This is a genomic window from Psychrobacter immobilis (genome assembly GCF_904846185.1).
Lineage (GTDB): Bacteria > Pseudomonadota > Gammaproteobacteria > Pseudomonadales > Moraxellaceae > Psychrobacter > Psychrobacter immobilis_B.
Genome location: NZ_CAJGZQ010000025.1, coordinates 1 through 13,172 on the forward strand (window position 1 = coordinate 1; position 13,172 = coordinate 13,172).

The window sequence follows — 13,172 nt, forward strand, 5'->3', positions numbered from 1 at the left end:
TGATTGAGGGCCTTCACTTGGTGTTCTTTAACAATGATAAGACTGTATTTCGACAGTTAGTTAGCTTTTTAACCCCTAAACCTATGAAAATCGGGTGGGGATGATTTTTTTGTCGTGTGCAGAGAAATAAAATATAAATCTCGTGGTTACAAGACGCCATAGACCGCCACTTATCTTTGTAAACGTTATTTTAAAAATCAGGAAGCCAGATGCAGACACTGACCACGCTATTATTCGATGATTTTGAGACTTTGGATCTATTTGGACCTATCGAGATGTTTGGCTGCTTACCTGAGCATTATCGTCTGCAATTTGCCTCCTTAAACGGCGGCATTATCCATAGTAAGCATGGCGTTGCGATGCAGACAGTCGCTGTCAGCGAGTTAGCGCATCAGACTGATATCTTGTTGATGGTTGGCGGCATGGGTACTCGCCAGCAAATCAATCACCGACCATTTTTGCAGACGTTAATAACCTTGGTTGACCATGCTGATTGGGTACTTAGCGTTTGTACGGGTAGCGCATTGTTGGCTAAGGCTGGCGTCTTAGATGACAAGCGCGCAACGTCTAATAAGCTGTCATGGCAATGGGTGATAGCGCAATCTGACAAAGTCTATTGGGCCGAGCAAGCACGCTGGGTTGTTGATGGCAAATTTTATACGTCCTCAGGTGTCAGTGCAGGTATGGACATGGCGCTTGGTTTTATCGCCGACAGACATGACATCGATACAGCGCGCCAGATCGCTCACTATACTGAATATCGCTGGCAAGAAAATAGCGAGATTGATGACTTTTACCATGGTTAATCCATGCCTAGTTACTTCTTAGTATTATCCATCGCTAGAGTTTTACCTCGATACACGGTAAAATGTGCTAATTTTTTTATTCGTTTTCGCCTTTTATTTTTATATACATTTAATAATGACTGAGTTCGTAGAATACAGTCCCTGCAATTAAGCGATCCCATTATGCGTGAATACAACTTATTTACCTCAGAATCTGTGAGCGAAGGTCATCCTGATAAAATGGCTGACCAAATATCAGATGCCATCCTTGACGCCATCTTACGTGAAGATTTGCATGCACGCGTGGCATGCGAAACCTTGGTTAAGACAGGTGCTGTGATACTAGCAGGTGAAGTCACCACGACGGCAAATATCGATGTTGAGCGTATCGTGCGTGATACTGTAAACGGTATTGGTTACCACCACTCAGACTTAGGCTTTGATGGCGAAACATGCGCGGTCATCAACATGCTCGGCAAACAATCTCCTGAAATCGCTCAAGGTGTCGATCGTAGCGACCCTGAAGAGCAAGGTGCAGGTGACCAAGGTCTTATGTTTGGATATGCCAGTAACGAAACAGACGTATTAATGCCAGCCCCTATCGAATTTGCTCATCGCTTGATGGAACGCCAATCTGAGCTGCGCCGCGCAGGCGAGTTGCCGTGGTTACGTCCAGATGCCAAAGCACAAGTGACGTTAAGATATGACGGTAGCAAGCCTGTTGCCATTGATGCCGTGGTGCTATCAACGCAACACGATCCAAGTATCTCGCAAAAAGATCTGCAAGAAGCAATAATGGAATCTATCATTAAACAAGTATTGCCTGCTGAATTATTGCATGCTGGCACGCGCTATCATATCAACCCAACGGGTAAGTTTGTGATTGGCGGGCCTGTAGGTGATGCTGGATTAACAGGTCGTAAAATTATTGTTGATACGTATGGCGGTATGGCGCGTCATGGCGGCGGTGCATTCAGTGGTAAAGATCCATCGAAAGTCGATCGTAGTGCTGCGTACGCCGTGCGTTATGTGGCTAAGAATATCGTTGCTGCAGGACTTGCTGAGCGCTGTGAAATACAGGTCAGCTATGCCATCGGTGTCGCTGAGCCAACCTCTATCTCGGTCAATACCTTTGGTACGAATAAAATCAGCAATGATGAAATCATCCGTCTGATTCGCACCCATTTTGACCTGCGCCCTTATGGCATTACCCGTATGCTAAACTTATTACAACCAATGTATCAGCAAACGGCGACTTTTGGTCATTTTGGTCGTCCAGGTTCAGAAACTGCTTTTACATGGGAAAAAACAGACAAAGCTGAGATCTTAAAAGCAGACGCTGGTTTGTAAAAATATAACGTTGCACCACCTACAAACCCTCTTTATAAATTTAAAATTACCGACACTTATTAGGAGTCGCTTATGTCTCAAGACAATATGCAAGACAGCAACATTCAAGAAAGCAACATTCAAGAAAGCAATGTTGACGCTAACATTGAGATTACCCCTGAAATGCAGGCATTTTACCAACGTGCTGATGCCATTATTGGTATCGCAAACAGTCAGTTGGGTTCTGAAGCACATTCAGGACAAGTAGGTGCATCACTACTTTATGCAGCCGCACGTTATAGCGCTTCAGTCGCCTCTATCGGCTTTGTCAAAGGCGATGACTTTGCCAAAGAAAAAGATGATATCGTTGAATTTTATGTCAAACAGTATCGCCAAATGCTGAGCGACAACCTGACTGATTATGCGCAGAACTTTGATAAATATGTTCAGCTTAATCAAGATGACAAAGCAGCCAAATAGTTCTATCGCCTTTAGCTGGCATTTATAAAACGGCTGGTATAGTCGGTTCAATTTAAAAGTAGTACAAGGCAACCGAGTGTAGATGTATATTTAATACTTCAAGCGAGGTTAACGCAGTAATATTTTTATAGTGGAATGACTATAGTGGTGCTCAAACCCAAGCTTAATCATAGGCTTGGGTTTTTTATTAATCATGATTTGGTAGATGACTGCTGATAAATAGGCTACTATCAATTAAAACCACCTTGTTCATCACATGGTTGCAACCAGCTATCGATAACAGGGACTTACCGAACACTATTTATAAGGACATATGATTATGAACCACTTATTCAAATCATGGCGATCATGCCTGTCATTATTAGGGTTATCAGTCACTATTGCCTTAGCTGGCTGTAATAACATCCAAAGCATCGATACGCCTGATACCGCCCCTATTCATAGCACTGGGCACAGCCAACAGAACAGCGACAACCCTTTTATCAAGTGCCCACCTTACAACCCTGAGCAAACGATGTGTACCGCGCAATATGATCCTGTGTGTGTCAAAGTAAAAACTGGCTCAGGATTTAGTTATCGCACTGCGGGCAACTCATGTTCGGCATGTGGCACAACGGCAGCAGTAGGTTATGTCAAAGGACAGTGCTCATAACTTTGCTTCATAACGCTTCATAACCTTGCTTCATAACTTTGTGTAAATACTTTATATCAAACTAAAAAAGACAATTAAATCATACAAAAAAGCACCCGCTTAATCATAAGCGGGTGCTTTTTTATTATTTTTTAGATCGATAAAATCTAACCTTCAGGTTTTTCAATATCAGGTGGACCTGTCAGCAAATCTTCATCACGAAATTCATTGGCTGAATTATGCTCTGCTGACTCTTCGGTGACAAACCATTGCTGGTTGCGATACAGTATCAAACGATCTCGACTCAAGCCGCGTAATAAGGAGTACATCATAACGACTATCACAATCGCAAAAGGGAAACCTGACACAATTGAAGCCGCTTGTAGCGCACTCAAGCCACCTGCTGCTAATAGTACGGCAGCGATGACACCCTCTGTACCCGCCCAAAATAGGCGCTGAATTTTAGGTGGATTGGCATCGCCACCTGAGGTCAACATATCAATCACAAAACTGGCAGAATCCGATGACGTGACAAACCAAAGCACAATCATCACTACGATAAGCAAGTTCAAAGCTGACGTAAATGGATAAGATTCCATCAGCTTAAAGATGGCACTGCCAGTATCTGCTTGGACAGCCTCAATCAAGCCAGGACTAATGAGGTTGGGATCAGCGGCTGCCATTAATTCCATATTAACGGCTGAACCACCGAATGCCGTGAACCATAAGAACAAAATAGTAATAGGAATTAATAACACCCCTAAGATAAACTCACGAATGGTTCGACCACGAGAGATACGAGCCACGAACACACCGACGAAAGGCGACCAGCTTATCCACCATGCCCAATAGAAAATCGTCCATGATGCTTGCCAGTTTTCTTGACCATCATACGATTCTGTCCAAAGACCTAATGGCACAATTTGATGTAAATAATTGCCAATATTTTCTACAAAGCTATTAAATATAAACTGGGTCGGTCCTAAAATAATCACAAAGCTGAGCAATATCACAGTAAATAATATATTGGTATCACTTAAGCGCTTAATCCCTTTATCTAGCCCCATAAATAGAGACAGACCTGCCAACATAGTGATTAAGGCAATCAAAATAATTTGCACTGTAATATTATTGGGTATACCAAATAACGTCTCAAGACCTGAGTTAATTTGCAACACCCCAAGACCTAAAGTGGTCACTACTCCAAACATCGTACCAAATACCGCTAGTGTATCGACCGTATGACCCCAGCCACCATAAATCTTTTTGCCCAATATAGGATATAGTGTCGAACGAATAGCCAGCGGTAAGCCCACTCGGTAATGAAAATAAGCCAATGACAACGCGACCATGCCATAGAGCGCCCACACATGCAAACCATAGTGCAAGAACGAGATATTCATCGCTTGCTTGGCGGCAGCCACTGTTTCAGCTTCTCCTAATGGCGGCGCCATAAAATGATACAAGGGTTCAGCTGTACCCCAATAGAGCAGGCCTATACCGATGCCTGCTGAAAATAGCATGCCGATCCAAGATACTAGATTGTATTCTGGTTTCTCATTTTGATGACCAAGCCTGATATCGCCATAACGACTAAATATCATGTAAATACTCATCACCAACGTTAAGTTGACCACCACAATAAAGAACCAGCCAAAACGCAAAGACACGAATGCTTTGGCATGACCAAACAACAATTCTGCTTGCTCATTAAAAAGAGCACCAAAAATAATGAACACAAGAATTAATAACGCTGAAGTTAAAAACACAGGTTTACTTACCCGCGGAAAAGGGCCTAAGCGGCCAACTTTTACATGATCCATTTAGTCATCTCAATTTTTGAAGGGGCTCACCTTAACAAGATACTGCACAACTATCAAATCGAATCAGACACTTTATAACCTTGCTATTGGTCAACAAATAAAAAAATCCTAAGATAACGATGCATCTTAGGATTTCAAATCACAATTGTTATATTGTATTTTTACGTAAAAAAAGAAGAAGCTAACTGCCTGATTCATTTAATAAAAACAGTATTAAAGCTGATATATATAATCTGCTAATCACCTTTCACGATTTTAGGCGGTCCTTTTAACAAGTGCTCATCAGCAAACTCATTGGCTGAATTATGATCTGCAGATTCTTCGGTGATAAAGTGCTGCTGAGCGCGATACAGTATCAATCGATCTCGGCTTAAGCCACGAAGTAAGGCATACATCATGACAAATATCACTAAAGCAAATGGCAGTCCAGCCACAATAGCGGCGGCTTGCAATGCGCCTAATCCGCCTGCTGCTAACAATATAGCGGCAATCAAACCTTCCATAATCGCCCAAAATAAACGTTGAATCTTAGGTGGGTTGGTATCGCCGCCCGCCGTCAACATATCAATGACGAAACTTGCTGAATCCGATGAAGTCACGAACCATAAAACAATCATAACAACGATGAGCAAGGTAATTGGTTTCGCGAATGGATAATACTCAACCAGCTTGAAAATAGCGCTACCCGTATCTGCTTGCACCGCTTCCACCAATCCTGGACTGGCCATAGCCGGATCAAGCGCCGCTAAAAGCTCCATATGGATAGCGACACCACCGAAAGTGGTGAACCAGAAAAACAAAATCAGCATTGGAATCAATAATACACCCAATACAAACTCACGAATGGTACGACCGCGACTGATACGAGCGATAAATACGCCGACAAACGGTGCCCAACTTACCCACCACGCCCAATAGAATATCGTCCAACCACTCTGCCAATCCGTATTACTATAAGCCTCGCCCCATGTTGATAACGGAATCATGGCAACGACATAATTACCAATATTTTCTATAAAACTATCAAAAATAAATAAGGTTGGTCCTAAGATGACCATAAAGGCCAAGAGCACACCTGTAAAACCCATATTAATGTCACTTAGGCGCTTGATACCTTTATCAAGACCAAGCATCAATGAGCCACATGCCAATGCGGTCACAAAGGCAATAATAATAAACTGTACGGTTAAAGAATTGGGTATACCGAATAGATTTTCAAGACCTGAGTTGATCTGCATAACCCCTAGACCTAAAGAAGTTACCACACCAAACATCGTGCCGAACACGGCTAGAATATCTACCGTATGACCCCAGCGACCATATATTTTCTCGCCTAATAACGGGTATAGCGTCGAGCGAATCGACAATGGCAGTCCACGGCGAAAGTGGAAGTAAGCCAGTGCCAATGCCACAATGGTATAAATCGCCCAAGCATGTAGTCCCCAATGTAAAAATGAGATACTCATGGCTTGCTTGGCGGCTTCTATTGTTTCCGCCTCACCGAGTGGTGGTGCCATAAAGTGATACAAGGGCTCAGCCGTTCCCCAATATACCAGTCCAATACCGATACCAGCAGAGAACAACATCCCTATCCAAGAAAACAAACTATACTGCGGTTTTTCTGTTTGTTGACCTAAACGGATGTCACCATAACGACTCGCTGCTAGATAAATACAGAATACCAGCGCAACGTTCATTAATATAACAAACATCCAGCCGAACTTATCTGTAATAAAATTCTGCAAAAAGCTAAATAGTGCACCAGCGGTTTCAGTAAAGAAAGCACCAAAGATAATAAATCCAACGATAAGTAGCGCTGAAGTAATAAATACAGGTTTACTTACCCGTGGAAAAGGGCCTAACCTGCCAACTTTTACATGATCCATTTGTTTGTTAGCCTTAGTTTTTTAGGAAGAATACCTTAACAAGATACCTCTCAACTATCAAATCTAATTAGCTATTTACGTTTTTCTTATTGACAGAAATAGACCAAAACCATTTATCAGCCTAACCTACAATAGTGCAAACGCTTGGAAAGTTGAAGAGCAATGGCTACTAATCACTACTGCGGAATCAATTGTAATAATCCACTATTATCGCCATCTTCTAATACCCAAACTTGTCCATCTACATTTAACACACTACGAATACGCTCGCCCATATCATAGCGATAGCGCTCAGTCGCGCGGCTATTTTCATCAAAATCGACGACTATCAGCGCTTTAGATGATAAGCCACTAATGAGCGCATCACCTTGCCACGCTGGGAAATCATTATATTGTCCAGCGTTATAAATACTTATCGATGACGGTGATATCACTGGCGTCCAACTAATTTTGGGCGGCGTAAACTCAGGACGCGTCTCATGGTCAGGAATATCCGTGCCTGTATAGTTACGCCCATTTGAGACGATTGGCCAGCCGTAGTTATGACCTTTTTCAATGAGATTGAATTCATCACCGCCCCGTGGTCCCATCTCATGCGCCCAAAGCCTACCTTTTTCATCGAATTCCATACCCAATACATTACGATGTCCTATACTCCAAAACTGTGCGGCAATGTCATTGCTATTATCTACAAAAGGATTGTCTGCTGGCACTGAGCCATCAAGATTTAACCTAATAATTTTGCCCAAATTGACGCTCATATCCTGTGCTGGTGTTTTTTCTTGGCGCTCGCCTGAACTGATATATAAATATTTTCCGTCAGGTGAAAAAAGCAAGCGATGACTATAATGCCCCTGCCCTTTTACTTTCGGTGTTTGCTCCCAAATGGGCGTAAGATTCTGCAAACGAGGCTTGGCTGTATCCAACCCTATCAATGTCGCTTTGATAACTTTAGCACCAAATTTATTATTATCAGTGTCATTCCCTGCTTCAACGTAGCTCATATAGACATGATTAGAAGTAGCAAAATCTGGTGCAAAAACGATATCGCCAAGACCACCTTGCCCACCATAAGCCACTTTCGGTATACCACTGATGGCTGTCTTGGCACCTGTTGCCGTATCAACAATGAATAACTCGCCTGTCTTTTGGGTGACAAGTAATTTAGGGGGCTCATTATTAACGGTAGGTAATGCTGTCATTGCCCAAGGTTCATCAAACGTGGCAATTTTCTTGGTGATAAAGGCGGGTTTTTCGGTACTTGCTAGCGATTCACTAGCAGAGGCTTGCCCTTCTTTATAGTCTGTCAGGTCTTCATGGGTATTGACGGCAGTTTGATTGGAGCAAGCAGGAGCACTAAACAGCAGTGCGCTGATCATTATCGGTAACATTAATGGCGTGCTTAGGTGCTGCATACTGATGATCGTCATTTTGTCGTCTCCGTAACTGTTGATGTCTTATTCCTAGTGCTTAATTTTTAGTGCTTAATTTTTAGTGCTTAATTTTTAGTGCTTAATTTTTAGTGCTTAGTTTATTTATAACATAGTCAAAGCACTCAAACCGTAAATAATAATGGCGCACAAAAAAACCCCTTACCTGCCTGTAGAAAAAATAGGCAAGTAAGAGGTTGGTTTTAAACCACGGTCAGTTAGGGTTAGATATTAATTCATGCTACGTTTCTCAAACACCAACTTATCATCTGCGCCGACATCGACTTTGATGATATCTCCTGCGCCAAAATCACCAGCCAATAGCTTCAATGACAATGGGTTTTCAATTTCCTGTTGGATCGCACGTTTTAGTGGACGTGCGCCATAGACAGGATCATAACCAATCGCAACCAGTTTGTTCATCGCATCAGCTGATAACTCAATATCCATCTCACGCTCATGCAAGCGCTGGCGCAAGCGATCCAACTGAATCGCAGCAATACCTGACATCTGCGACATACCGAGCGGATGGAATACCACAATCTCGTCGATACGGTTGACAAACTCTGGGCGGAAATGCTGCCCAACTGATTCCATCACCTCAGCTTTGATGTCTTCGTAACTTTCACCGACCATCTCTTGGATTTTGTGCGAACCCAAGTTACTGGTCATCACAATCACCGTGTTTTTGAAGTCAACCACGCGGCCTTGTGAGTCGGTCAAACGTCCATCGTCTAACACTTGTAGCAAGATATTAAACACATCAGGATGCGCTTTTTCGACCTCATCAAACAGTATCACGCTATAAGGCTTACGGCGTACCGCTTCGGTCAAGGTGCCGCCTTCTTCATAACCGACATAGCCTGGAGGCGCGCCCACTAAGCGGCTGACGCTGTGTTTCTCCATATACTCACTCATGTCGATACGGATGATGGCATCCTCACTATCAAACAAGAAGTTGGCCAGTGATTTGGTCAGCTCAGTTTTACCAACCCCCGTAGGCCCTAAAAATAAGAACGAACCCAATGGGCGGTTGGGATCAGACAACCCAGCTCGGCTACGGCGCACAGCGTTGGCGACTGCTTTGACCGCTTCATCTTGACCGATGACGCGCTCATGCAGCTTCTCTTCCATCGCCAGCATCTTGTCACGCTCGCCTTGCAGCATTTTGCTGACAGGAATACCCGTCGCGGCTGCCACCACCTCTGCGATCTCGTTGTCCGTGACTTTGTTACGTAGCAGTTTGGCACCGCCATTATCACCTGCCAGCTCTTTTTGCTCGGCCAAATCAGACTCTGTGATACGGCGCTCAAGCTGTGGAATCGTCTCGTACTGCAGCTTACTCATGGTCTCGTAGTCACCTTCGCGGCTGGCTTTATCATAAGCGATACGCGCTTTGTCCAGCTCGTCTTTTAGCTGCTGACTGCCTTTGACCAAGGCTTTTTCTGCTTGCCAAATCTCATTAAGGTCAGCGTACTCTTTTTCTAGCTCTTCAATTTGTGCATCGAGCACTTTACGCTCGGCTTGCGCACCAGCGTCTTCTTCATTTTTAAGCACTTCGCGCTGCATTTTCAACTGAATCAAGCGACTATCAAGCTTACCTAAGGCTTCAGGCTTGCTGTCCATCTCCATACGTAAACGACTCGCCGCTTCATCAATCAAGTCAATCGCTTTATCTGGCAGCTTGCGATCGGTAATATAACGATGGCTCATCCGGGCAGCAGCAATAATCGCGCTGTCTTGGATATCAACACCGTGATGCAGCTCATAACGCTCTTTTAGACCACGCAAAATCGCAATGGTGTCTTCGACCGTTGGCTCATCGACCAGTACCTTTTGGAAACGACGCTCAAGAGCCGCATCTTTTTCGATATACTGGCGATACTCATCTAATGTCGTCGCACCGACACAGTGTAGCTCACCACGCGCAAGCGCAGGCTTTAGCATATTACCGGCATCCATCGCGCCGTCAGCTTTACCAGCACCTACTAAAGTATGCAACTCATCGATAAATAAGATGACATTGCCTTCTTGCTTTGATAAATCGCTAAGTACCGCTTTGAGTCGCTCTTCAAACTCACCACGGAATTTTGCACCCGCAATCAATGAGCCTAGATCTAACGACAATACTTCTTTATTACGAAGCCCTTCTGGCACGTCGCCATTGATGATTTTTTGTGCTAGGCCTTCGACGATGGCTGTCTTACCGACACCCGGTTCACCGATGAGCACGGGGTTGTTTTTGGTGCGGCGCGAGAGCACCTGAATGGTACGACGAATCTCTTCATCGCGACCAATCACAGGGTCAAGCTTACCAAGTTCCGCCTGTTCAGTTAAGTTAATCGTATATTTATTCAGCGCATCACGCTGATCTTCAGCATTTTGATTATTCACGGTTTCATCACCACGCAATTGTTCAATCACTGTTTTTAGTTTGCTCGCTGTTACGCCAGCACTCTCAAATATCTTTTTGGTTTCGCCTTGTTCAGCAAGTGCCAACATTACCCATTCAGTGGCGATAAAATCATCGCCTTCTTTTTGCGCTTGACGGTCTGCCAAGTTCAAAATCTTAACCGAATTTGGGTTTAAATTAACGTCACCTGTTGGCTCACTAATCGTTGCTTGATTGTCGAGCGCCTTTGCCACGCCATTTTTTAGCGCAGGAATAGACGCGCCTGCCTGTTGGCAAATAGATAGATTAGACTCGTCTTGTAGCAATACTGCAAGCAGATGCACAGGGTCAATACCTGTATGGTCACGTCCTAATGCTAAGCTCTGTGCTTCTTGAATGGCAGATTGCAGCTTCTGGGTAAATTTTTCGAACCTCATAATTGTGTCCTTTTATAATTAGTATTTTCAGTCAGTGGATGCAACATAAAATGATAAAAGAGCGACGTTTAAAACATCACGTTTATCATCAACTTTACCACGTATCAATCACCGTTAGTTGTTATATATATAGGGTATAACATACAATATTTCAACCTACCTATGCAAGTTGTCAATCAATATCTATGACTTATTAGTAAATACTGAAAAATAGTAAGATTTTATATAGGTAAAAACCTTACCCATAGCAATGATATTATCACAAACTATCAATAGGCACACTAAGAGAGTATTTCAAGAGGATAAATAAAAAAAATAACTAAAAGAGAAGCTTGCTCAACAATGAAAGGCAAGCAAGAGAGAGCTATAGCAGAGATTCTAATGCGCTAGTAACTGCTAAAAATTTACTACACGATAGCCAGCATTAACATAACACTCATTCTACAATTTCTATCGATGTACCAACCTTAACTGCCGCCATAATCTCATCCATCTCATTGTCAGTGACCGCAATGCAACCATCGGTCCAATCACGTTGTTGGTTAATCCACGCTAGATGACCGAAGCCGTTCATCTGCCCATGAATCATAATATCACCACCAGGATGAACACCGCGTGATCGTGCCCGAGCTTTGTCAGCAGCATTGGGGTAGCTTATATGGATGGAGCGATGGGCAATAGAGTTCTCATTCTTATAATCTAAGATGTACGCCCCCACGGGTGTGCGCTCATCGCCTTGCTGCTGTTTATGACCAACTGGACTATCCCCTAGCGCAATACGATAGGACTTAATGACTTTATCACCACTCAATAGCTGCAAAATACGATCGGATTTATCGACAAAAACTTTATCGATAATCACCGTGCTGGAAATAGGCTGACCATTATTGCCTGTACTTTTTGTATCTGAGGAGGCTGTTTTGACATACCCTATCGCACTGGTGCTCATAATAGTGGTCAGTCCCAGTCCTATCACGACAAACAATCGACGCGGCTTTTTGCTGAAATTCAGAGAAAAAAATGACATAGGCTTTAATAACTCCGTTTAGCGTTAGAGAGTGAAATGGCAACATACCACGCTATTAACTTACCAAAGCACCATGCCAGTTTTTGTGAAAATTTCATGGATAACATTAGGGTCTTTTGAACATAAAAACTTCGTTAATACCATTACACCATACGAATCGCGCCATCTAAGCGAATGACTTCTCCATTGAGATAGGCATTATCAATGATATGCATGACCAACTTGGCAAACTCATTGGGATTGCCCAGACGCTTAGGATAAGGTACGCCTGCCTCTAGTTGTTCGCGCGCTTTTTCAGGGATAGTCTCCATCATCGGTGTGGCAAAGACGCCCGGCGCGATAGTCATCACGCGAATACCATGACGTGCCAGCTCACGTGCTAGCGGTAAAGTGAGACCGACGACACCTGCTTTTGACGATGAATAGCTTGCTTGTCCTACTTGCCCATCAAAAGCTGCGATAGAAGCCGTATTAATAATGACGCCATTATCAGCGTTCTTCTCTACAGAGCTGTCTGCGTTATTGGCATTTGCTACACGCTTTGCAATACTGGCTGCAACCAAACGCGCGACATTAAAAGAACCGACAAGATTAATATTGACGCCACGACTGAAAGCATCGAGATCTGCTGGGTTATTATCACGGTCCAGCAGCTTTTGTACCACAGCGATACCCGCACAGTTGATAGATCCTTGTAAGCCGCCAAATTCTTTTTCAGCCGTATCTACAGCCGCTTGCACCTCATCACCACTGGTCACATCACAGCGTGCAAAGCGAACGTTATCGCCTAGTTCCGCCACCAACGCTTGACCAGCTGATTCATTAAGATCTGCGATGACGACGTTACCGCCTTGCTTGACAATAGCGCGAACCACTGCCTCTCCCAAACCTGATGCACCGCCTGTGACCAAAAAGCTCTGTTGTTCAATTTGCATAATTATTCCTTTTATTA

At 43.6% G+C, this 13,172-nt stretch carries 10 protein-coding genes; 4 read left to right on the forward strand and 6 right to left on the reverse strand.

Annotated features, from left to right (window positions below; translation table 11 throughout):
- The first annotated feature begins 209 nt into the window (after positions 1-209).
- From JMW94_RS12335 to JMW94_RS12350, 4 genes are all read left to right on the forward strand, one after another.
- Entirely contained in the window at positions 210-806 is a 597-nt protein-coding gene (locus tag JMW94_RS12335; protein ID WP_201604598.1) for a DJ-1/PfpI family protein, read from the forward strand.
- A gap of 162 nt (positions 807-968) precedes the next feature.
- Positions 969-2,135, forward strand: coding sequence for a methionine adenosyltransferase (gene metK, locus JMW94_RS12340; protein ID WP_045451444.1), 1,167 nt, complete (start codon positions 969-971; stop codon positions 2,133-2,135).
- A 162-nt stretch (positions 2,136-2,297) separates the two neighbouring features.
- Positions 2,298-2,594 (forward strand): DUF3144 domain-containing protein, encoded by a 297-nt coding sequence (locus JMW94_RS12345; protein WP_201604621.1) that lies wholly within the window; start codon positions 2,298-2,300, stop codon positions 2,592-2,594.
- Positions 2,595-2,913: 319 nt separating this feature from the next.
- On the forward strand, positions 2,914-3,246 hold the full coding sequence (locus JMW94_RS12350; protein WP_201604599.1) for a hypothetical protein: 333 nt from the start codon (positions 2,914-2,916) through the stop codon (positions 3,244-3,246).
- A 146-nt stretch (positions 3,247-3,392) separates the two neighbouring features.
- On the opposite strand, the gene JMW94_RS12355 is transcribed toward JMW94_RS12350, so the two are convergent.
- From JMW94_RS12355 to JMW94_RS12380, 6 genes are all read right to left on the reverse strand, one after another.
- A complete protein-coding gene (locus tag JMW94_RS12355; protein ID WP_060491392.1) occupies positions 3,393-5,048 on the reverse strand; it encodes a BCCT family transporter in 1,656 nt (551 codons plus the stop codon).
- Positions 5,049-5,284: 236 nt separating this feature from the next.
- A complete protein-coding gene (locus tag JMW94_RS12360; RefSeq protein ID WP_201604600.1) occupies positions 5,285-6,934 on the reverse strand; it encodes a BCCT family transporter in 1,650 nt (549 codons plus the stop codon).
- Positions 6,935-7,110: 176 nt separating this feature from the next.
- Positions 7,111-8,364, reverse strand: coding sequence for a PQQ-dependent sugar dehydrogenase (locus tag JMW94_RS12365; protein ID WP_201604601.1), 1,254 nt, complete (start codon positions 8,362-8,364; stop codon positions 7,111-7,113).
- A 231-nt stretch (positions 8,365-8,595) separates the two neighbouring features.
- A complete protein-coding gene (gene clpB / locus JMW94_RS12370; protein ID WP_201604602.1) occupies positions 8,596-11,193 on the reverse strand; it encodes an ATP-dependent chaperone ClpB in 2,598 nt (865 codons plus the stop codon).
- 436 nt (positions 11,194-11,629) lie between these two features.
- Positions 11,630-12,220 carry a L,D-transpeptidase family protein gene (locus JMW94_RS12375; protein ID WP_193008940.1) on the reverse strand — a complete coding sequence of 197 codons (591 nt, stop codon included), beginning with the start codon at positions 12,218-12,220 and terminating at the stop codon, positions 11,630-11,632.
- A gap of 143 nt (positions 12,221-12,363) precedes the next feature.
- On the reverse strand, positions 12,364-13,155 hold the full coding sequence (locus JMW94_RS12380) for an SDR family NAD(P)-dependent oxidoreductase (protein ID WP_201604603.1): 792 nt from the start codon (positions 13,153-13,155) through the stop codon (positions 12,364-12,366).
- Positions 13,156-13,172: the final 17 nt, after the last annotated feature.